At 61.3% G+C, this 21737-nt stretch carries 22 protein-coding genes; 5 read left to right on the top strand and 17 right to left on the bottom strand.

Translation table 11 applies throughout. The annotated features are described in order from the left end of the window. Positions 1 to 39: 39 nt before the first annotated feature. From FHW75_RS14740 to FHW75_RS14675, 14 genes are all read right to left on the bottom strand, one after another. A complete protein-coding gene (locus FHW75_RS14740) occupies positions 40 to 1605 on the bottom strand; it encodes a flagellar hook-associated protein 3 (RefSeq protein WP_027615308.1) in 1566 nt (521 codons plus the stop codon). A 12-nt stretch (positions 1606 to 1617) separates the two neighbouring features. Further along, on the bottom strand, positions 1618 to 3648 hold the full coding sequence (gene flgK / locus FHW75_RS14735) for a flagellar hook-associated protein FlgK (protein ID WP_027615309.1): 2031 nt from the start codon (positions 3646 to 3648) through the stop codon (positions 1618 to 1620). 12 nt (positions 3649 to 3660) lie between these two features. Further along, positions 3661 to 4815, bottom strand: coding sequence for a flagellar assembly peptidoglycan hydrolase FlgJ (gene flgJ / locus FHW75_RS14730; RefSeq protein ID WP_027615310.1), 1155 nt, complete (start codon positions 4813 to 4815; stop codon positions 3661 to 3663). An 11-nt stretch (positions 4816 to 4826) separates the two neighbouring features. Beyond that, positions 4827 to 5936 carry a flagellar basal body P-ring protein FlgI gene (locus tag FHW75_RS14725; protein WP_027609424.1) on the bottom strand — a complete coding sequence of 370 codons (1110 nt, stop codon included), beginning with the start codon at positions 5934 to 5936 and terminating at the stop codon, positions 4827 to 4829. A gap of 12 nt (positions 5937 to 5948) precedes the next feature. After that, positions 5949 to 6644 (bottom strand): flagellar basal body L-ring protein FlgH, encoded by a 696-nt coding sequence (flgH, locus tag FHW75_RS14720; protein WP_016711815.1) that lies wholly within the window; start codon positions 6642 to 6644, stop codon positions 5949 to 5951. A gap of 36 nt (positions 6645 to 6680) precedes the next feature. Next, positions 6681 to 7466 (bottom strand): flagellar basal-body rod protein FlgG, encoded by a 786-nt coding sequence (gene flgG, locus FHW75_RS14715; protein WP_012051601.1) that lies wholly within the window; start codon positions 7464 to 7466, stop codon positions 6681 to 6683. Between the two features lie 48 nt (positions 7467 to 7514). Beyond that, the gene (locus FHW75_RS14710) at positions 7515 to 8255 is read right to left on the bottom strand and encodes a flagellar basal body rod protein FlgF (RefSeq protein WP_027609423.1); all 741 of its coding nucleotides are present in this window, start codon (positions 8253 to 8255) and stop codon (positions 7515 to 7517) included. 205 nt (positions 8256 to 8460) lie between these two features. After that, a complete protein-coding gene (locus FHW75_RS14705) occupies positions 8461 to 8649 on the bottom strand; it encodes a hypothetical protein (RefSeq protein ID WP_016711817.1) in 189 nt (62 codons plus the stop codon). 72 nt (positions 8650 to 8721) lie between these two features. Continuing rightward, complete coding sequence (locus FHW75_RS14700) at positions 8722 to 10476, bottom strand: flagellar hook-basal body complex protein (RefSeq protein WP_027609422.1); 1755 nt, start codon at positions 10474 to 10476, stop codon at positions 8722 to 8724. A 31-nt stretch (positions 10477 to 10507) separates the two neighbouring features. Beyond that, positions 10508 to 11212, bottom strand: coding sequence for a flagellar hook assembly protein FlgD (gene flgD / locus FHW75_RS14695; protein ID WP_016711819.1), 705 nt, complete (start codon positions 11210 to 11212; stop codon positions 10508 to 10510). 15 nt (positions 11213 to 11227) lie between these two features. Next, positions 11228 to 11671 carry a flagellar basal body rod protein FlgC gene (gene flgC / locus FHW75_RS14690; protein WP_027609421.1) on the bottom strand — a complete coding sequence of 148 codons (444 nt, stop codon included), beginning with the start codon at positions 11669 to 11671 and terminating at the stop codon, positions 11228 to 11230. Between the two features lie 2 nt (positions 11672 to 11673). After that, positions 11674 to 12084: a flagellar basal body rod protein FlgB gene (flgB, locus tag FHW75_RS14685; protein WP_016711821.1), complete on the bottom strand. Its 411-nt coding sequence runs from the start codon at positions 12082 to 12084 to the stop codon at positions 11674 to 11676. A gap of 305 nt (positions 12085 to 12389) precedes the next feature. Next, positions 12390 to 13217, bottom strand: coding sequence for a protein-glutamate O-methyltransferase CheR (gene cheR, locus FHW75_RS14680; protein WP_004575768.1), 828 nt, complete (start codon positions 13215 to 13217; stop codon positions 12390 to 12392). A gap of 51 nt (positions 13218 to 13268) precedes the next feature. After that, a complete protein-coding gene (locus FHW75_RS14675) occupies positions 13269 to 14198 on the bottom strand; it encodes a chemotaxis protein CheV (protein ID WP_010955104.1) in 930 nt (309 codons plus the stop codon). Between the two features lie 77 nt (positions 14199 to 14275). On the opposite strand from FHW75_RS14675, the gene flgA reads away from it, so the two are divergent. The 4 genes from flgA to FHW75_RS14655 all read left to right on the top strand — a co-directional run bounded on the left by flgA (position 14276) and on the right by FHW75_RS14655 (position 16848). Beyond that, on the top strand, positions 14276 to 15028 hold the full coding sequence (gene flgA, locus FHW75_RS14670; RefSeq protein WP_019099579.1) for a flagellar basal body P-ring formation chaperone FlgA: 753 nt from the start codon (positions 14276 to 14278) through the stop codon (positions 15026 to 15028). 164 nt (positions 15029 to 15192) lie between these two features. Beyond that, positions 15193 to 15507, top strand: coding sequence for a flagellar biosynthesis anti-sigma factor FlgM (gene flgM, locus FHW75_RS14665; protein WP_027609419.1), 315 nt, complete (start codon positions 15193 to 15195; stop codon positions 15505 to 15507). A gap of 49 nt (positions 15508 to 15556) precedes the next feature. Next, positions 15557 to 16024 (top strand): flagella synthesis protein FlgN, encoded by a 468-nt coding sequence (locus tag FHW75_RS14660; protein ID WP_183673990.1) that lies wholly within the window; start codon positions 15557 to 15559, stop codon positions 16022 to 16024. A gap of 80 nt (positions 16025 to 16104) precedes the next feature. Next, positions 16105 to 16848: a flagellar brake protein gene (locus FHW75_RS14655; RefSeq protein WP_025753857.1), complete on the top strand. Its 744-nt coding sequence runs from the start codon at positions 16105 to 16107 to the stop codon at positions 16846 to 16848. Between the two features lie 90 nt (positions 16849 to 16938). Here FHW75_RS14655 and FHW75_RS14650 read toward each other — a convergent pair whose 3' ends face one another. From FHW75_RS14650 to bkdR, 3 genes are all read right to left on the bottom strand, one after another. Continuing rightward, positions 16939 to 18279: an MFS transporter gene (locus FHW75_RS14650; protein ID WP_025753858.1), complete on the bottom strand. Its 1341-nt coding sequence runs from the start codon at positions 18277 to 18279 to the stop codon at positions 16939 to 16941. A 128-nt stretch (positions 18280 to 18407) separates the two neighbouring features. Then, a complete protein-coding gene (locus tag FHW75_RS14645) occupies positions 18408 to 19649 on the bottom strand; it encodes a glutamine synthetase family protein (protein WP_176431006.1) in 1242 nt (413 codons plus the stop codon). A gap of 171 nt (positions 19650 to 19820) precedes the next feature. Beyond that, on the bottom strand, positions 19821 to 20306 hold the full coding sequence (bkdR, locus tag FHW75_RS14640; RefSeq protein WP_012273540.1) for a Bkd operon transcriptional regulator BkdR: 486 nt from the start codon (positions 20304 to 20306) through the stop codon (positions 19821 to 19823). A gap of 198 nt (positions 20307 to 20504) precedes the next feature. On the opposite strand from bkdR, the gene FHW75_RS14635 reads away from it, so the two are divergent. Next, the gene (locus FHW75_RS14635; protein ID WP_019099583.1) at positions 20505 to 21737 is read left to right on the top strand and encodes a 3-methyl-2-oxobutanoate dehydrogenase (2-methylpropanoyl-transferring) subunit alpha; all 1233 of its coding nucleotides are present in this window, start codon (positions 20505 to 20507) and stop codon (positions 21735 to 21737) included.

Raw genomic sequence — 21737 nt, 5'->3', positions numbered from 1 at the left:
GCGTGCCCGTGCGTCATGACGGGCAAACGCCCGCGAGGATCAGATGTAATTGACCAGCGAGAGACCGGCAATCTTGGCGTAGGCCTGCAACGAGGCCTGCAACATGTTGGATTGCATCTGAAGGCGAATCATCACCTCAGCCGGATCGCTCTCACGAATCGAGCTCTGGGTCTTGGCGTTTTCGCCACTCAGGGCCTCATTGGTTTCCACTTGCACATCGATTGCCTGACCGCGGCCGCCGATCGACGAAATGGAGGAACTGACCTGATTGGTGGCGCTGGCGATGTTGCCAATCGCCGAGTCCAGCGATGCCAGGAAGTTCTGCCTGGCCACGGGGTCGTTGTCGACCGGGGTGGCCAGCGCCGCGCGCAACTGGCTGATGGTATCGAGGACGTTCTGGGTCTGGTGCGTGTCGACCTTGATACCAAAGCTGTCGCCTGCGCTGGGCGTGTCCGAAAGCGTGAACTCGACCCCCATGGCGGTCGCTGTGTTGCCACTGAGCGTGCCCTTGGAAATCGGTTTGCTGTCGGCGCTCACGGGGGAGGCATAAAGCTCGAATTCGGTAGCACTGGTGAACTTGAGTACCGCCCCCTCAGGGAACGCAGACTTGTATTTCTCAGCATCGGTGATGGTAGCGCCGGTCACCTGGGCAGACGAGCTGTTGCCCGCACTGCGGGTGCCGGAGATTTCATCCGCCTTGGAGCTCAGGCTGAAGACATGGCCGGCAATGGCCGCGTCGGGGTCGGCGGCGTCGCCGTCCTTGAAGGTGATGTCCAGACGCAGGTCAACACCACGGAAATTGACCGTGGTGTTCTTGCCATTGGGGTCGAAGGTGCCCCCCTGGCTGGCTTCCAGCGTCACGTCCTTGCCGTCCGCATCGGTGATCTTGAACTGGGTGCTGCTGGTGAACTCAATGGTGTACGGCTCGCCGCTGCGGAAGCGGTCGTTGTACGTTGCGCTGCCGCTCACCTGGCCATTGGACAAGTTGATCCGGCCATCGTCGGTGGCCGGCGACACAAGGCTGGTTTCGCTGCGGCTGGTATTGAGCGCTTGCTCGAAGGCATCGTAGCCAGTTTCGTTGGCCGCCAGGGTGAGCATGTCACCCACTTGCAGGTTCAGTTTGCCTTGGTCGCCCTGGTAGGTATAAGTGCCATCAGCGTTGCGCACATAAGGCGGTGTATCGCCTTTGGACCCCGAGAACAGGTACGCACCGCTTTCATCCTTGCTGTTCATCAACGAGAACAGCTGGTCCTCCAGCGACGCCAGCTCGGTGGCATTGGCCTTGCGGTCTGCATCGGTGAAACCGGCGTTACCCGAGCTGACGGCCAGCTCGTTGACGCGCTGCAAGATGGTGCCAATCGCATTCAGCGTGCTTTCTGCGGTGCCCAGGGCGTTGCGCACATTGGTGACGTTGCGGGTGTACTGGTCGAGCATGTTCTGTTGCTGCTGCAGTTGCAGCAGACGTGCCGCACCTACCGGATCGTCAGCCCCGCGACGTACCCGAATGCCGTCAGAGGCCTCTTGCCGAGTCTTGTCGAGGTTGGAGAAGCTGCGCTGGTAATTGGCGCTGTTGCTGCTGTAGAACTGCGAAGTGGAAATGCGCATGTCTACGCCTCCTTAAAGAGCATTGATCAAGGTGGTGAAGGTTTCCTGTGCCGCCTTGATAATCTGCGACGACGCGGTGTAGTACTGCTGGAACTTGACCAGGTTGCCGACCTCTTCATCGACCGACACGCCGGAAAGGCTGTTGCGGCTGTCCAGCGCAGAGCTGTGCAGCGCATTGGTGGCATCACTGTCCATTTCCGCCTGGCCAGCTTTTCCGCCAACGTTTGAAACCAGCTTGGCATAGGCATCGGTAAAGCTGATGCCCTTACCGTTGGCCCCGACTTCGACCGTGGATTTGGTCTGGAGGTCGATCACCGACTGGGCGTTGCGGTTGTCGGCCGAGCCAGCCCCCGTCAACGACACGGTGTAGCTGTCGCCGTTCTGTGGCGCGCCGGAAACGCTCATTTCGAAGGTGAAGCTGCTACCGGTCGCATTGCCGCTGCCATCGACCATCGGCACCGACAGCTTCAGCTTGTTCTCCTGGCCCGGCACGATGGTGCCGCTGCCGATTTCGGTACCCTTGGCGTCGTACAGCTTGTAAGCCTGGGGCGAAGTGGTTTCGTCACCGAACACCAGCTTGACCGGGGTGGAATTCTTCAGGCCTGCCTGCAACTGCGAACGCTGCGTGGCATCGTAGATATCCAGCTGCGAGGTCAAGGTCGGCTGGGTGATCACCCCGGTGCCCTTGTTGCCGGCACCGTTGGTGGCGGTCAGGGGTGACGCCAGGGCCAGGCGTTTGGGGTCGGTGAGGACCGTCTCGATATTGGCGGCCGCGTTGCGAGTGGGTGTGATCTTGAAGCTGTCGCCAGCGCTCAAACCGCCGCCGTTGAGCGACAAGGTAAAGCCATCAATGACCGGCGGTGGCGTGTCGTTAAGGTCGTAGCTGCCCATTTCGGTGCCTTCCGGCAGCTTGCGCACGCTGTAGCCTGTGGCGCTGGTGAAGGTCACCTGGTAATCGCTGGTAGTCAGTTTGCCGGTGTCCTTGATGCTGACATCCAGGTTGCCGGACCCGATGCTGTTGCCGAGTTTGGCCACGCTGCGCTCACTCATGGCCTTGGCGCTGTTGATGTCACCGAACAGGGTGGCGCCAAAGTTGCCATCCTTGTCGATACCCTGGGCCAACTGGCTATTGATCTGGTCTGCCAACACCAGGGCCACGCGCCCCAGCTCGTTAAGCGCAGGGTCGAGGGTTTCACTGCGGTAGCGGATCAACCCACCCAGCTCGCCTCCGGTGGCACTGCTGGTGATGTCCATCTTGGTCGAGCCGCGGTTGAGCACCAGGCTCAAACGGCCCGGGTCGCTCGCCGTAGGCTCCACACCCACCGTCTGGGTGGTGTTGCCCAGCACCAGCGCCTGGCCGTTCTTGAGATAGACATCGTAGGTGCCGTCACGCTCGACCACATCCGTGCCGATCAGCTTATTCAACTCACGCACCGCACCATCACGCTGGTCCAGCAAGTCGTTGGGCTGACCGGAAACAGCGCCCACCCGGGCGATTTGCTCGTTCAACCCGGCGATGGTCTTGGTCAGGTTGTTGATCTGGTCGGTAATCGCCGTCATGTTGCTGTTGATATTGCTCAGTTGCTGATTCAACTGCGACGACAAGGTATTGAAACGCTTGGCCAGCGACTGGGCGCTGGTCAGCAATAGCTGACGCGACGCGTCTTCGGTTGGCTTGGACGCCGCATCCTGCATGGAGGTGAAAAAGCTCTGCAGCGCAGCCGTAATACCGGTATCGCTACTGGACAGCGAAGTATCCAGCGGCGTGATCTGATCCAGGTACGAGGACGCCTCACTGCTCAGCGAGGTGGTGGTACGCAGCTGGTTCTCGATGAACGCGTTGTACACCCGGCGCACGTCCGCCAACGTAGTGCCCGTGCCAATGAACACCTGGCCGACTTGTTGCCCGCCCTTGGTCTTTTGCACGTTCTGTTGGCGCGAGTAGCTTTCGACATCGGCGTTGGCGATGTTGTTACCGAGGGTGTACATCCCCGACTGCGCGGCACCCAGCCCCGACATACCAATGTTGATCAGACTCGCCATGGTTCCATACCCTTAAAGTTTTGTTGCGGTACCGAGCATTGCGTAGTGCTCGTACGACTTCATCTGTCTTGCGATCTGCGAGATCTTGCTGGCGTAATTCGGGTCGGTGGCATACCCGGCCTTTTGCAACTCTTGCACGAACTGTTCTGGTTTATCGGCGGCCTTCACCGCATCTTGATAGCGTGAATTGTTCTGCAGCAGGCTGACCAGGTCGTGGAAGCTGTCCTGATAGGAATCGTACGAACGGAACGCCGCCGTCTCCTTGACGAACTGGCCATCACGGTACTCGCTGGTAATCGCCCTCGCCTCGCCGCCGTCCCAGTTGCCAGTGGCCTTGATACCGAAAAGGTTGTGGCTGCTGCTGCCGTCGGTGTTGCGCATGACCGACTTGCCCCACCCGGTTTCCAGTGCGGCCTGGGCCACCAGGTAGCGTGGGTCGATACCAATGCGCTTGGCCGCCTGTTCGGCCATCGGCAGCATGGTGGCGACGAATTCATCGCTGTCGCCAAAGGCTTTGTTCGGCGCCAGCGGCGGCTGGGCCACGGCGCGGCCGACGATGCGCAGGCCGTTGTCCGGCACGGCGAAGGCCTTGGCCACTTGCTGGCCGTCACGGGCAGGCACAGTGGCGGTGTTGGCAGTGGCCGCCGACGGCACGATGCCGGCCAGCAAGCGGTCGGTGAGTTTGCTCGGCAGTGCCAGGCGCCGTGAATTGAGTGCTGCGACGTCGTTGCGGGTCGCGGTCGACTGGGCGGCATGCACCGGCTCGGCCACCTTGTTGCCCCACAACGCCGGGGCATTGCCCTCGGTACGTGGAAACGGGCTGGTGCTGGCCGGGCTGGCCTTGTTCTTCGACAGCTGACGCACCAGCACATCCTGCAGCCCGATACCGCCACCTTCGCGCGACATGCTCACAGCCAGTTGCTGGTCATACATGTCACGGTACTGCTTCACCGTTTCGGTGTTCATCGGGTTGTCGTCGGCCAGCACGTCGCTGGCCTTGCGCGAGGCCTTGAGCATTTCGCTGATGAACAGCGACTCGAACTCCTGGGCGACCTTGCGCACGTTGGCATCGCTGTCGCGGTCGCCATGCTTGAGCGAGCTCAGGCGATTGAGGTCGGTGTAGGCACCGCTGTCGGCGCTGCCGGAAACCAGGCTTTTGCTGTTCATCCGCGCCGTCCTCAGATCACAATCAGGTCGGCCTGCAAGGCGCCGGCCTGTTTCAGGGCTTCGAGGATCGCCATCAGGTCGCCAGGCGCTGCGCCCACCTGGTTCACCGCACGGACGATTTCATCCAGCGTGGTGCCCGGCCCGAACTTGAACATGGGCTTGGCTTCCTGCTCGGCATTGACCCGCGAACGCGGCACCACGGCGGTCTGGCCGTTGGAGAACGGCCCGGGCTGGCTGACGATCGGGTCTTCGGTAATGGTCACGGTCAGGCTGCCGTGGGTGACCGCCGCTGGCGACACCTTGACGTTCTGGCCGATGACGATGGTGCCGGTGCGCGAGTTGATGATTACCTTGGCCACGGCCTGGCCCGGGTCGATTTCGAGGTTTTCCAGGATCGACAGGTAATCCACGCGCTGGCTTGGGTCCATCGGGGCACTGACGCGCACCGAACCACCGTCCACGGCCTGTGCCACACCAGGGCCGAGCAGGTCGTTGACCTTGTCGACGATACGCTTGGCGGTGGTGAAGTCGGGGCGATTGAGGTTCAGGGTCAGGGTATTACCCTGGTTGAAGCCGCTCGGCACCGCACGCTCGACACTGGCACCACCCGGAATACGGCCGGCCGACGGAACGTTGACGGTGATCTTCGAGCCGTCACGGCCTTCTGCATCAAAGCCGCCGACGACCAGGTTGCCTTGGGCAATGGCGTAGACGTTGCCATCGATACCCTTGAGCGGGGTCATCAGCAGGCTGCCGCCGCGCAGGCTCTTCGAGTTACCGATCGAGGAAACGGTAATGTCCACCACCTGGCCAGGCTTGGCGAACGCCGGCAGGTCGGCATGCACCGACACCGCCGCAACGTTTTTCAGCTGCACGTTGCCGGAGCCGGCCGGCACCTTGATGCCGAACTGCGACAGCATGTTGTTGAAGGTTTGCAGGGTGAATGGCGTCTGGGTGGTCTGGTCACCCGTGCCGTTCAGCCCCACCACCAAGCCGTAACCGATCAACTGGTTGGAACGCACGCCAGAGATGCTGGCGATATCCTTCAGGCGCTCGGCCTGGGCAGCGAACGCACAGGACAAGAGCAGAGTTGTGGCAATCAGCTGCCTCACGTTGAACATGGTCATCCGTACTCAGAAAGGCCAAAGCGGGCTGATGAAGAAGCGGTCCAGCCACCCGGGCTGGCTGGCATCGGCGAACGAGCCGGTACCGGAATAGGTGATGCGCGCGTCGGCCACACGGGTGGACGGCACGGTGTTGTCAGTGGCGATATCGTCAGCGCGGATCATGCCGGCAATACGCACCAGCTCTTCGCCTGTGTTCAGGGTCAGCCACTTCTCGCCACGCACGGCGATGATGCCGTTGGGCAGCACTTCGGCCACAGTGACGGTGATGGAGCCGGTCAGGGTGTTGCCCTGGGTAGCCTTGCTATCTCCCTTGGTGGTGCGCTCGCCGTTGTAGCCGGCCTCCAGTGACAGATCACCGCCGCCAAACGGGTTGTTGGTGTTTGGCGTAGTGCCGAACAGCGAAGTCAGGCCGATATTGGCGTTGCTGTTTTTCTGGATCTGCGAACCGGCGTTCTTGCTGGCGGACGTGCGCTCGTTCAGCGTGATGGTGATGATGTCACCCACCCGGAACGCCTTGCGATCGCTATACAGGTTCTGCTCGAAACCGGCCTGGTAGATCGAACCGTTGTTGGCCGCTGCCGGCAACGGGGTGCGCGGCAGGACCGGCGCATAGTACGGGTCGTTGGGCTTGGGCGTCGGGCCGACGCAACCTGCCAGCAACACCGCCCCCCCCAGGGCGAACACGGACAACAGACGATTCATGATGCATACCTCACGGGTGTAACGAAGCGACAGGGCTTAGAGCTGTTGGGTCACGAACGACAGCATCTGGTCGGCGGTGGAGATGACCTTGGAGTTCATCTCGTAGGCACGCTGGGTGGTGATCATGTTCACCAACTCTTCCACCGTGCTGACGTTGGAGTTTTCCAGCGTCTGCTGCAGGGTAGTGCCGAAGCCGTTGAGGCCTGGGGTGCCGACCTGCGGCGCACCACTGGCAGCGGTTTCCAGGAACAGGTTGTTACCCATTGCCTGCAGGCCAGCCGGGTTGATGAAGTCGGCGGTCTGAATGTTGCCGATAACCTGCGCAGCCGGGTTGCCGGCGGTGGTGATCGACACGGTGCCGTCCTGGCCGACCGTGAAGGTCTGGGCGTCGTTCGGGACCACGATGGCAGGCTCCAGCGCCAGGCCATCGGCGTTGACGATCTGGCCGTCGGAGTTCAGGTGGAACGTACCGTCGCGGGTGTAGGAGACGGTGCCGTCAGGTTGCAGGATCTGGAAGAAGCCACGGCCATTGACGGCCATGTCCAACGGGTTTTCCGTGGTCTGCAAGCTGCCGGTCTGGAAGTTTTTCTGCGTGCCGACAATGCGCACACCGGTACCGACCTGCAGGCCCGACGGCAGCTCGCTGTCCTGGGTAGACTGCGCACCTGGCTGACGCTTGATCTGGTACAGCAGGTCCTGGAATTCGGCACGATCACGCTTGAAGCCGGTGGTCGAGACGTTGGCCAGGTTGTTGGAGATGACCGTCAGGTTGGTGTCCTGTGCGGACAGGCCGGTTTTAGCGACCCAGAGAGCCGGAAGCATTTAGTGTTCTCCTCGTGCGCCTGATTTACGGCACCCGTTCAAATGTGGTTAGCCGAGTTGCAAAACACGCGCCATGGCTTCATCGCCTTCCTTGGCCGCGTTCATCATCTTGACGTGCAGTTCGAACTGACGGGACAGCGCCAGTACAGAAGTCATTTCCTCGACAGCGTTGACGTTGCTGCCTTGCAAAAAGCCCGATACCACCCGCACGTTGATGTCGGCATCGGCGGGTTGGCCAGACGTGGTGTGAATCAGCCCGTCCTGGCCTTTGGTCAGGCCTTTGGTGTCGGGGTTGACCAGCTTGATGCGGTCGACCTCTGCCATCACGCGTGGGTCTTCACCCATGGAGCGGATGCTGATGGTGCCATCGGAGCCGACTTCGACCTTTTGCTCAGGCGGGATGGCAATAGGGCCGCCGTTGCCGAGCACAGGCATGCCGTTGCCAGCACGCAACACCCCGAGGGCGTCGATGTTCAGGCTACCGGTACGCACATACGCTTCACTGCCATCTGGCGCTTGCACGGCGATGAAACCATTACCGCTCACGGTCACATCCAGGTCGCGGCCGGTTTCCACCATCGGGCCTTCACTGAAATCGGTGCCCGGGCGCTCGGTCATGGCAAAGGCACGCGCCGGAAAGCTGTCACCGAACACCGGCATCGAACGCGCCTGCTCCAGGTCACGCTGAAAACCATTGGTAGAAATGTTGGCCAGGTTGTTGGCATGCGCCTTCTGCGCCAGCGCGTTCTGGCTGGCCCCGGTCATGGCCACATAAAGCATCTTGTCCACAATCATCCTCCGTTGCACTGGCGGCCGTTTGCCGTTCGCCGTTGCTCTACAGGGGCTAAAGCAAGTTCCGAACCAACTTGCCAAAAGCACGAAAAAGCCCGTGAATACGGGCAATTGGGCAAGCCCAGGCGGCGACAGCCGCCGGTTATCCGGCGCTGCTTTGCCGCTGGCGGCAAAACGGGTTCATCTACAGGCAACCCCGTGCCTACGGCAGGTCACGGCAACGCGCATTGTTGTAAGGCCCGGCAAAGCGCCTCCAGCCCTCACCTGGCGACCACTGCGAACACACCAGACGCCCATCCACCAGGCTTTCCCATCGCCAGTAAGGCGCTGGCGCCGCCTGCAGCTGACCAAGACAGCAGGCAACCAGCATTGCGACAAACAGCCTTTTCATCACCCCTCCTGCAAAAACGACGAACCCCTTCACGAGAAAGGGGTTCGCCTGTACGCACTCAAACAATCACGATCAAGTCATCTGAATGATGGTCTGCATGACGGTACTTTCGGTCGAAATGGTCTTGGCGTTCGCCTGGTAGTAGCTCTGCGCCTTGATCAGATCAACCAGCTCCTGCGTCAGGTTGACGTTGGAGCCTTCCAGCGAGTTGGACTCGATCGCGCCCAAGGTACCGGTTTTCGGCGAGTCGATACCCGGAATGCCCGAGTTGTAGGTCTCGGTCCAACGGGTACTGCCGATTTGCTGCAGCCCCTGCTCGTTGGCGAAACTCGCCAGCGCTACCTGACCAATGGCGCGCGACTGGCCATTGCTGAAGGAGGCGAACAATACACCCGTCGCGTCGATGCTCAGGTTGGACAGGATGCCCGTGGCATAACCGTCTTGGGACTGAGACATACGCGCCGTTTCAGTGTTGTAGGAGGTGGTGCTGGCCATCGACATTTTCATGCCGGCAGCATCGCCCACCGCACCGTTGGCACTCCAGTTACCCGAAGCATCTTCGGCTGCTGGCACCCAGCCAATCATGCTGAAGGTATTGTTGACGACCGTGAACGAGGTGCCCGCTGGGTGCCCGGTGTTGTCGGCTGTCATCGAGTTGACCGAGCCATCGCTGTTGAATGCGATCGTGCCCACCAGCGGCTCTGTGCTGCCCGGATTGAAAGGGTTGCGCCCGTCAACGAGGGTGTACATGGTCCACTCGTTGGTACCGGTCTTGCGATAGAACTGCTCCATGGTGTGTTCGTTGCCCTGGCTGTCATACACCTTGGTCGGGAACGAGCGGGTATAGGTCGTATCGTCGGAAGGGTCGAACGGCTTGTTCGCCACCAAGGCAGGCGAGGTGACACCCAGCGACTGGTCGGTACCTGCCGCACCACTGGCAACCCAGTCACCATTGGCATCCTGAGTGGCCGGCACCCAGCCGGTCATGGCAAACGCGCCATTGCTGACCGTGAACGAAGCACCACTTGGCACGCCCGTGGTGTCAGCCACCATGGAGCTGATGGTGCCATCACTGTTGTAGTTGATGGTGCCGGCCAGCGGGGTGGTACTGGCCGGGTCGAACGGGTTGCGACCGTCGACCAGCGTGTACATGGTCCATTCGTTGGTGTCGGTCTTGCGGTAGTACTGCTGCACTTCGTGCTGAACACCGTTAGCATCCAGCACGGTACTGGTGCTGGAGCGCTGATAAGTGCTTGGGTCCGCCGGGTCGAATGCAGCCATGGACGGCGGCTTGGTGTTGTCATACACCAGGAAAGGAATCGAGGCCGCCGAGGAGTTCAGGTTGATGCCCTGGTCGATCAACGAGGTCGGCTTGGGCTGCAATGCCGACGTATCGATCTTCAGGTCGGTCAGGACGCCTTTCTGGATCTTGCCGGTGGCATCCGCCATGTAACCTTGCAGGCGCAGGCCATCGGAGGTTTCGACGAAGTTGTCCTTGCTTGGCTGGAAGGAGCCCGCCCGGGTGTATACCTTCGAGCCGTTGTCAGACAGCACGAAGAAGCCCTGCCCCTGGATGCCCATGTCCAGCACGTTGCCCGTGGTGTTTACATCACCTTGGGTGAACTGCTGAGAAATGGCCGCCAGCCGCACACCATTGCCCACCTGATTCTTGCCCACACCCAGGCGGTTGGCGCCTGCATACACATCCGCGAACTCGGCGCGCGAGGACTTGAAGCCCGTGGTATTGACGTTGGCGATGTTGTTGCCGGTGACATCCAGCTGCTTGTTGGCTGCGTACAGACCGCTAAGGCCGATATTGAAAGACATGAATTCGCTCCTTTTGCCGCTCTAGCGGGCCTTAGATACCGATGGTTTGCACGTCGGAGAGGGAGACCTTGCCTACACCGGCAAGGTTGAGCACCATTTCGCCCGAGGCACTGAAGCTGACACTGGTGACCTTGGCCGGCAACAGCGTGCTCATTTGCACCGCCTTGCCATCGACTGTGGTGCTTGCAGTGAAGGTATAAGTGCCCGGGTCCACTTTCTCGCCACTGTTGTTGGTACCGTCCCAGATGAAGTCGGCGTAACCGGCTTTCTGCTCACCCAACTCGATGGTCTTGACCGTGTTGCCGTCCTTATCCTTGATGGTGATCTTCGCTTCACTGATGGCCTGGGGTACAACGAACTGGGCATTGAAGCTTTCAGCGGTGTCAACCACGGCCTTGTCGTTCTGAACCACCACCGACCGCCCTACCAGCGACGATGCCTGAAGCGCCTGGGACGAAGCCATGGCACTGGTGATGGCGCTGACCGAGTCGTTCAGCGAGGTAATACCTTCCAGGCTGCTGAACTGCGCCAGCTGGGCAACGAACTCGCCGTTATCCTGCGGGTCCAGCGGGTTCTGGTGCTGCATCTGGGTGACAAGCAACTGCAGGAAAGCATCTTTGCCGAGCGAATCGGTGCCAGTCTTGGATGCAGTGTCCGTGGTCTTTTTGGTGCTGGTGCCCACGCCCGACGCCGACAGCACGTCATTGAGGTTCACACCGTTAGTATCGATTGCCATGGTCCGAATTCCTTATCACTGCCCCAGGGTCAGCACTTTCTGCATCATGGTCTTGGCCGTGTTCATCAGTTCGGCATTGGTCTGGAACGCGCGGCTGGCAGAGATCATGTCAGCCATCTCCTCGACCACGTTGACGTTCGGGTAGTAGACGTAGCCGTCCTTGTTCGCCGCCGGGTGGTTTGGCTCGTAACGTGCCTCGAGGGTGCTCTGGTCTTCGACGATGCCTTTTACCTGCACGCCCTGCCCTGCTTCACCCTGGTCTTCGAACAGCGACTGGCTGCTGCCGGCCTGTGCGTCCTGGAAGGTGGTAGCGAACACCGGATGGCGGGCGCGGTAGGTCTGGTCGATGCTCGAAGACACGGTCTCGGCGTTGGCAATGTTGGACGCAACGGTATTCAGGCGCGTGTTCTGCGCGCTCATACCGCTACCGGCAATGTTGAAAACACTGGAAAGGGACATGGTCATTCTCCCCGCAGGGCGGAAACCAGCCCTTTGAATTTACTGTTGAGCAAGGTGAAACTGGCCTGGAAGCCAATGGCGTTTTCGGTGTAGTTCGATTGCTCGATCTGCGCGTCCACGGTGTTCTGGTCGATCGACGGCTGCAGCGGTGTGCGGTACTTGAGGGTATCGTCAGCGGCAATGGCGAGGCCTTCGGCTTCGATGTGCCGGCTGTTGGTACGGTCCATGGCGAAGCGGCCGCTTTGCTGCTTGCTGGTTTCGGCGGCGAGCACCGAAGAAAAGTCCATGTCACGCGCCTTGTAGTTGGGCGTGTCGGCGTTGGCGATGTTGTTGGCCAGCACTTCAGCGCGCTGGGCGCGGAAGCCCAGTGCCTTTTCGTGAATGCCAAGCGCCTTGTCGAAGCTGATGCTCATGTCGGGGAAACCTTCAGAGGTTGACCGGAATGTCGTTGAGCAAGGTATAGCAAGGGCTGTGCCAACGCGTGAAAAGCCCGAAAACACAGGCTTTCGAGGTACGGTGGTGTCAGGGTGATGCCAGAAAAGCGGCAAAGGCCTTCCGCCTTGGGCGGCGAAAGCGGCAATTGCCGGGTGGCAAAAGCGGCAAATCAAAAATTTGACGTCAGTCTTTCCCCTGTACCGGCCTCTTCGCGGGCGCGCCCACGAAGAGGCCGGTACAGGCCAACAAAAAGGCCGGCAACTTTCGCTGCCGGCCTTCGTGCTTACTTGGCCTGGTAGATGATCCCCGGGCTGCACTGCACCATCTGGTAATGATCCGGCAACCCGTTCAGGGCTTCCGAGGCGCCGAGGAACAGGTAGCCACCCGGCTTCAGGGTGCTGTGAATGCGCAGCAGGATGTCCTTCTTCACCTGCGCCGAGAAGTAGATCAGCACGTTGCGACAGAACACGATGTCGAACTTGCCCAGGCTAGCATAGCTGTCGAGCAGGTTGAACGAGCGGAACTCGACGCGGCTGCGAATGGCCGGCTTCACCGCCCAGCGCCCTGGCCCCTTGGGGTCGAAGTAGCGCTGCAGGCGCTCCTGCGACAGGCCACGGGCAATGGCCAGGCTGTCGTACTCACCGGTCTTGCAGTTGGTGAGCATGGTGCCTGACAGGTCGGTGGCCACAATCTGCGCCCCCATCTTCAGCTGGCCCAGGTTGCTGCGCTCGAACTCGTCGATGGCCATCGAGATGGAATATGGCTCCTGCCCCGACGAACAGGCCGCCGACCACATGCGCAGGCGCTGGCCTGGGTTGTTGCGGATGAACTCGGGAATCACCTTGTTCTTCAGCACTTCGAACGGGTAGGTATCGCGAAACCACAGGGTCTCGTTGGTGGTCATGGCATCCACCACCTGCTCGCGCAAACCGCCGCGCGGCTGGGCCTGGATACGCTGTACCAGCTCGCCCAGGCTCTTGATGCCCTGTTGTTCCATCAGCTTGTTGAGACGGCTGGAAACCAGGTACTGCTTATTCTCGCCCAGCAGGATGCCACAGGCTTTCTCCAGGAATACCCGGAACTGTTCGAAATCCAAATTACCCGTAGACACTACTGCCGCCTCTTTTCAATCACTGGTGCCGGGGGCCTGCCCCCGGCTGCTTCAATGCGCTGCCTTGATCCGGTCGACCACCCGCTGGGCCAGGTCGTCCGGCTTGAACTTGGCCAGGAAGTCATCGGCGCCGACCTTCTTGACCATTGCCTGGTTGAACACCCCGGAGAGCGAAGTATGCAGGCAGATGTGCAATTTTTGCATGCGCGGGTCGCTGCGGATCTCCGCCGTTAGCGTATAGCCGTCCATTTCCGGCATTTCAATGTCGGAGATCATCATCAGGAACTCTTCTTCCGGCTTTTTGCCCTCATCCACCAACTGACGCAGGTAGTTCAGAGCCTGACGGCCATCGTTGAGCGCAACCACCTCGACCCCTACGGTCTGCAGGCAGCGGCTGACCTGCTTGCGCGCCACCGACGAATCGTCGACGGTCAGCACCCGCATCAGCACGGCCTTGTCCTGCACTTCGGCGTCGATCACCCCGGCCGATACCGATTCCGACGATGGCGACACTTCGGCCAGCACCTTCTCCACATCGATGATCTCGACCATCCGGTTGTCTACCCGGGTGACCGCCGTCAGGTAGTGGTCACGGCCAGTTCCCTTGGGTGGCGGATGGATCTCTTCCCAGTTCATGTTGACGATGCGCTCCACCGAGTGCACCAGGAAGCCCTGGGTCTTGGTGTTGTACTCGGTGATGATCACGAAGCTGTTGCGCGTGTCTTCCTGCAGCGGCCGCAACCCGGTGGCCATCGACAGGTCGAGAATCGGGATGGTCGCCCCGCGAATGTTGGCAACGCCACGCACCACCGGGTGCGCCTTGGGCAGCAGGGTCAGCGCAGGGCACTGCAGCACTTCCCTGACCTTGAACACGTTGATGCCGTAAAGCTGCTCGCCATTGAGGCGAAACAGCAGCAATTCCAGGCGATTCTGCCCCACCAGCTGTGTGCGCTGGTTGACCGAATCCATAACACCCGCCATGCCAGACTCCTTAATCTTTCAGCCTTTCGTTGCAACTCAGGTAGCGAGTCGGCACGGGCTTTGCTTTTTTGAGCGTCATGCACACGAAAACGACATTTTTCCGACGATTGACGCGCCTGCTGACCGGCTTGCTGGCCACGCTGTGCCTGCTGGCGCCCGGCGTTCGTACGTTAGCGGACGCGTTCACCTTGCCTGAACAACTTATCGGTGTCACCCAAGGGTTTCTTGAATTCACGGTAGAAGATTACCTGGCCACCACCCAGACCCCTGGTCGCTATGAGATACAGGTCAACCCGCTGGACCCGCGCCTGCGCATGCCATTGTGCAGCCAGCCGCTGGACGCCTCGCTGGAAAGCCCCGCCCTGCCGCTAGGCCGGGTAACGGTACGGGTCCGCTGCGACAGCGCAGCCCCGTGGACAGTGTTCGTACCGGCTACCGTGCGGCTGTTCCGCGACGTGGTGGTGGTAACCCGCCCGCTCAAGCGCGACAACACGGTTGGCGAAGGCGACGTGGCCCTGCGCGAGCGCGATGTCGGCACCCTTGGCCAGGGCTTTCTGACTGAACTGGACCAGGCAGTGGGCATGAAGATGCTGCGCCCCACGGTGATCGACCAGGTGCTGACCCCGCAGCATCTGGAACAGGCCGAGGTGGTCCGCAAGGGTGACCAGGTGGTAATCATTGCCCGCAGCGGCAGCCTGAGCGTGCGCATGCCGGGCGAGGCCCTGAGCAAGGGCGGCCTGAGCGAGCAGATACGGGTACGCAACCTCAACTCCAAGCGAGTGGTGAAGGCCAGGGTGACCGGCCCCGGCCAAGTCGAGGTCAGTATGTAGGCCGGCCACCAGATTAGGCTGGCAGTGAGGAACCGCTTTTCCTAAACTGTGTCAGAACACGGGTTCGCGAGCTTGCTGACAGGCGGCGATGCATTTGTGCCTAAAGTTTCTATCGGGTTGGCCGAAAACAAGGCAAGCGTCCAAATACCCAGAGGTTTCTGATCATGGTCATCGACTTCAGTCGTTTGAATAACTCGCCGTCCGTCACGGGCGGTGTGCGCGGCAACTCCGCGTCGGGCAGCGCCGAAAAACCGGCAGTCAGCCAGGAAGCGGCCAGCGCCACCAGCGTCAGCGGAGAAGCGGTGCACCTCAGCCAAGAGGCCCAGCAGTTGCAGAAGATCAGCGACAAGCTGCGCGACGAGCCCGTGGTCAACAGCGCCCGCGTGGCCCAGTTGAAACAGGCGATCGCCGACGGCAGCTACCAGGTCGATGCCGGCCGGGTCGCCAGCAAACTGCTCGATTTCGAAGCCCAGCGCTGACCGTACGGCGCGCTGACTTCACGGACGCTAGAAAAGCCAAGAGTTAGCCATGCACGACATCACCTTGCTGCAATTGATCGAAGACGACATTGCCCCGATGCAGGAACTGCTCGACCTCCTGCAAAAGGAGTCTGTAGCCCTGCATGGCCGCGATATGGCCCCGCTGGAAAATATTCTGGCCCGCAAGCAGTCATTGATCGTGTTGCTCGAGCAGCAAGGCCTGCGGCGCAACAACCTGCTTACCAGCCTCGGCCTGAGCGCAGACCGCGCCGGTGTGGAGGCTGTGGCGGCACAATCGCTCAACGGTGAATTGATCCTGCAACAACTCGACGTGATCAGCCAGTTGATGCAAGCCTGCCAACAGCTTAACGAGACCAATGGCCGGATCATCCAGGTGCAGCAACACGTCACCAGCAACCAGATCCGGATCCTCATGGGCGGCGATTCGCCGTCGCTGTACGACAGCCGCGGCAGCACCTCGCCGCTGGCCAAGCCACGGGCCCTCAGCCAAGTGTGATTTTTTCTATCAAGGCACGGAACATACTGGCAAAATGCCGTTAATTGCGTGTGTCGCTTTTGCCTGGAGAACGATAAGCCGTGTTCAATGAATCCGATGCCCCGCAACCGCCAAAGGTGCTGAGCACCCCCTTGGAGATTGCGGCCAACTTACGGCAGCTGCAGGAAAGCCACGACCCCCTCATCATCACCTTCCACGACCGTAGCCAGCGCTTTCAGAGCTATGTGGTGCACGTGGACCGTGAAAGCAACACCCTGGCCCTGGACGAAATGATCCCCCGCGATGGTGAGAAGTTCATCGAGAACGGCGAGCACTTCCGCATCGAAGGTTTCCACGATGGCGTGCGCATCGCCTGGGAATGCAACCACACGCTGAAGATTACCGAAGTCGACGGCCACCGCTGCTACAGCGGCCCCATGCCAGAAGAGATGACCTACCACCAGCGCCGCAATGCCTTCCGCGCCGCGCTGAAGTTGTCGCAACTGGTCGATATCATCCTCGACGGCGCCCACCTGAAGGGCAACGGGGCCCTGCGCGGCAAACTGCTGGATATCTCGGCTACCGGCTGCAAACTGCGCTTTGAAGGCAATGTCGAAGACCGCCTGCAACTGGGCCAGGTGTACGAGCGTTTCAAGGCGGGCAACCCGCTGGGCCTGGTGGACACCATGGTCGAACTGCGCCACCTGCACTATGAAGAGCGCATCAACACCACCTTTGCCGGCGTACGCTTCCATAACCTGAGCGGGCAGGCACAGCGCAAGATCGAGAGCTTTGTATACCAGCTGCAGCGTGAGGCGCGGCGATTCGACAAGGACGACTACTGATCGTCGGCTAGCTGTTAAGCAAAAACGCCACCTGCTGAGGTGGCGTTTTCATTTGTGCTCTTCCTGCCCCGCGAAGAGGCCGGTACTGGCTTACACCGACTTGCTGACCGCCTCCGGTTCAGCTGCCTGTTGCTCAGCCCCTTTGTCTTCATCCTCGGTATCTTCAGCCGCTACCGGCGCCTGCATCATGTCCTGCACGGTCTGCTCATCCACCCGTGGGTCCAGCGCTGCCGACAACGGCGAACCGGCCGCCGGCATCGCCACGTGGCCCAGCGGCGCATCCTGAACCTGGTGCAGCCCGGTAACCGCTTTCGGCCGAATGCGCCACACCAGCACCAAGGCGAAGAACACAAAGAACGCGTACAGCATCTGTGCGCCCAGCACCTTCATCAGCACGCCCGCCGCCAGGGGCCCGATGCACGCACCCACACCGTAGGTCACCAGCAGCATGGCGGTCAGCGACACCCGCCGCTCGCTTTCCACGTGGTCGTTGGAAAACGCCACCGCCAGCGGGTACAGGCAGAACTGCAGCAACGAAATCAAAAAGCCGATACCGAACAGCAACTCCAGCGGCACACTGGGCAGTATCGCCAAGGGCGCAGCGGCCAACGCCAGGCCTATTGCCACGCTGCGAATCAGCACCGCCCGGTCGTAACGATCAGACAACCAGCCCAGTGGCCACTGCACCAAAAGGCCAGCAAAAATGCAGCTACCCATGAACAGGCCGACCTGCTCGGTCGTCATCCCCTGGCTGGAGGCATACAAGGGCGCCAGGCCGTAGAACGAGCCGACGATCAATCCCGAGCCCAATACCGTACTGAGCGATTGCGGCACACGCTTGATGAAGAACTTCGGCTCCATCGGCGCCGGGCGCAAGGGCGCCGGGTGAATGCGCCGGGTCATCGCCACCGGCACCAGGCACAAGGCAAAGCACATCGCCACAAGCATCAGCAGCTCCGGGCCGAGCGCGGGGTGCACCACCAAGATCAGCTGGCCAAGCACCAGCCCCAGGTACGATGCGATCATGTAGCCGCTGAACACCGCGCCACGGTGCTTCACATCAGCCTGCTCGTTGAGCCAGCTCTCGATGACCATGTATTGGCACATCATGCCCAGGCCCACGATCATGCGCAGCCCGACCCAGGCCGGCAGCCAGCTGGTCAGGCCATGGCCGAGCACCGCCGCACCGACGATGCCGGCGCAGGTGGCGTAGGCGCGAATGTGCCCTACCCGGCCGATCAGCCGGTGGCCGACCTTGCCGCCCACCGCCAGGCCAAAATAGTTGGCCGCCATCAACGCGCCCACCCACAGGCTGTCGACGTGGTCGGCCGCCAGGCGCAACGCCAGGTAGGTACTGAGCAGACCCGAGCCGATCAACATCATCAGCGCGGCGAAATACAACGACTGAAACGGCTTCCATACATTTCGCATACGTCCCGCAATGCTCCCTGGTCAGGTGGCGGTAGGTGCTAGCAGCATAAGGGCAAACGCCGGTCCTTGCAGGCCCCCGACTGCAAAATGGTGCAGCCGGGGCGTGTCCGGTGCAGGTCGTGTCGCGATCAGGCCTGTGCCGCCAGAACCCGGCGCTCCCACGGGGTGATTTCGTCGAAGAAATCGGTCAGCTCCAAGGTCTTGCTGGCGATGTAGCCTTCGATGAACTCACTGCCGAACAGTTCCCGCGCCAGCGCGCTGCGCTTGAGCCGCTCCAGCGCCGCATGGAGGGTGCATGGCAAGCTCAAGTGCTCCGGCACTTCGAACTCGCCCTGGATCGCCGGCGAAGGTTGCAGGCGCTGCTCGATGCCGTGCAACCCCGCGGCCAGGGAGGCGGCGATGGCCAGGTAGGGGTTGGCGTCAGCGCCGGGCAAGCGGTTTTCCACCCGCCGCGCTACCGCTGCACTGGCCGGGATGCGCAAGCCTGCTGCACGGTTGTCCTCGGACCAGCAGGCGTTGTTCGGCGACGCATAGGGGTGGCACAGCCGCTGGTACGAGTTGACGTTGGGCGCAAACAGCGCAGTGAAGTCGGCCATGCATGCCTGCAGGCCGCCGATGAAATGGTGGAAGGTATCGGTAGGCTGGCCCTGCTCATCGCTGAACACGTTACGCCCGCTGCCGGTATCGACCAGGCTCTGGTGAATATGCATGGAACTGCCAGGCGTGCGCGCCAGCGGTTTGGCCATGCACACCACGGTCAGCCCGTGCTTGAGTGCCACTTCCTTGAGCAGGTGTTTGAACAGGAAGGTCTGGTCGGCCAGCAGCAGCGGGTCGCCATGTAGCAAGTTGATCTCGAACTGGCTGACGCCCATTTCGTGCATGAAGGTGTCGCGCGGCAGGCCGAGCGCGGCCATGCACTGGTACACCTCATTGAAGAACGGGCGCAGGCCGTTGTTGGAACTGACACTGAACGCCGAATGGCCCAGCTCGCGGCGGCCGTCGGTGCCCAGCGGTGGCTGGAACGGCTGCTGCGGGTCACTGTTGGGGGCAAACACGAAGAACTCAAGCTCGGTCGCCACTACCGGTGCCAGACCCAACGCTGCGTAGCGGGCGATCACGGCCTTCAGCTGGCCCCGGGTGGACAGTGCCGAGGGCCGGCCATCCAGTTCATTGGCATCGCAGATGGCCAGGGCGCGACCGTCATCGCTCCAGGGCAAGCGATGAACCTGGCTGGGTTCCGCTACCAACGCCAGGTCGCCGTCGTCGCTGCCGTAGAACTTCGCCGGCGGGTAGCCGCCCATGATGCATTGCAGCAGCACCCCACGGGCCATCTGTAGGCGGCGGCCTTCGAGAAAGCCTTCGGCGGTCATCACCTTGCCGCGTGGGACGCCGTTGAGGTCGGGGGTGACGCATTCGATTTCATCGATGCCCTGGAGCTGAGCGATGCTCATGACGCTTGTCCTTGTTGTTGTAGGCTGACAACAACATAGGCTGGGGGTGTTTAAAATATCAAGCAGCCTCTCGAACGCCTGGGGCCTCTTCTATTCGCGCAAGGTCATGCCATTGGCCGGCAACGGCAAGGCTGTCTTGTAGCGCACCTGTTTCAAGGCAAAACTCGAGCGGATATTCGCCACACCCGGCAACCGCGTGAGGTAATCGAGAAACCGCTCCAGCGCCTGGATACTCGGCAGCAGTACCCGCAACAGGTAGTCCGGGTCGCCCGTCATCAGGTAGCACTCCATCACCTCGGGCCGTTCGGCAATTTCTTCCTCGAAGCGGTGCAGCGACTGCTCTACCTGTTTTTCCAGGCTGACATGGATGAACACATTCACATCCAGCCCCAACGCCTCGGGCGACAACAAGGTCACCTGCTGGCGGATCACCCCCAGCTCTTCCATGGCCCGCACCCGGTTGAAACAGGGCGTGGGCGACAGGTTGACCGAGCGTGCCAGCTCGGCGTTGGTGATGCGGGCGTTTTCCTGCAGGCTGTTGAGAATGCCGATATCGGTACGATCGAGTTTGCGCATGAGACAAAATCACCGGTTTTTTGTGTTTATGCGGAATGTTTATCTGCCCCGCTCGGCAAAGGCAATCAACTTGAGAGAAAAATTCTCCTGCCGGACCACTAAGATGTAGGGGACGCTGACTTACCAGTCACAAGCCGGTACTCAGCGGCGGCCGCTTCAGAGCTCACAAAAACAAATACCCGAGCGAGCGTAAAAAGCATGAACGAGTACGCCCCCCTGCGTTTGCATGTGCCCGAGCCCACCGGCCGGCCAGGCTGCCAGACCGATTTTTCCTACCTGCGCCTGAACGATGCAGGTCAAGCCCGTAAACCCCCTGTCGATGTCGACGCTGCCGACACCGCCGACCTGTCCTACAGCCTGGTCCGCGTGCTCGACGAGCAAGGCGACGCCCAAGGCCCGTGGGCTGAAGACATCGACCCGCAGATCCTGCGCCAAGGCATGCGCGCCATGCTCAAGACGCGGATCTTCGACAGCCGCATGGTGGTTGCCCAGCGCCAGAAGAAGATGTCCTTCTACATGCAGAGCCTGGGCGAAGAAGCCATCGGCAGCGGCCAGGCGCTGGCGCTTAACCGCACCGACATGTGCTTCCCCACCTACCGTCAGCAAAGCATCCTGATGGCCCGCGACGTGTCGCTGGTGGAGATGATCTGCCAGTTGCTGTCCAACGAACGCGACCCCCTCAAGGGCCGCCAGCTGCCGATCATGTACTCGGTACGCGAGGCCGGCTTCTTCACCATCAGCGGCAACCTGGCGACCCAGTTCGTGCAGGCGGTCGGCTGGGCCATGGCCTCGGCGATCAAGGGCGATACCAAGATTGCCTCGGCCTGGATCGGCGACGGCGCCACTGCCGAATCGGACTTCCACACCGCCCTCACCTTTGCCCACGTTTACCGCGCCCCGGTGATCCTCAACGTGGTCAACAACCAGTGGGCCATCTCAACCTTCCAGGCCATCGCCGGTGGCGAGTCGACCACCTTCGCCGGCCGTGGCGTGGGCTGCGGCATCGCTTCCCTGCGGGTGGACGGCAACGACTTCGTCGCCGTTTACGCCGCTTCGCGCTGGGCTGCCGAACGTGCCCGCCGTGGTTTGGGCCCGAGCCTGATCGAGTGGGTCACCTACCGTGCCGGCCCGCACTCGACCTCGGACGACCCGTCCAAGTACCGCCCTGCCGATGACTGGAGCCACTTCCCGCTGGGTGACCCGATCGCCCGCCTGAAGCAGCACCTGATCAAGATCGGCCACTGGTCCGAAGAAGAACACCAGGCCACCACGGCCGAGTTCGAAGCGGCCGTGATTGCTGCGCAAAAAGAAGCCGAGCAGTACGGCACCCTGGCCAACGGTCACATCCCGAGCGCCGCCTCGATGTTCGAGGACGTGTACAAGGAGATGCCCGACCACCTGCGCCGCCAACGCCAGGAACTGGGGGTTTGA

The sequence above is a fragment of the Pseudomonas sp. OG7 genome (genome assembly GCF_014192825.1).
Lineage (GTDB): Bacteria > Pseudomonadota > Gammaproteobacteria > Pseudomonadales > Pseudomonadaceae > Aquipseudomonas > Aquipseudomonas monteilii.
The sequence above is the reverse complement of the archived record's forward strand: the minus strand, read 5'-3'. Positions and strand labels throughout refer to the sequence as shown.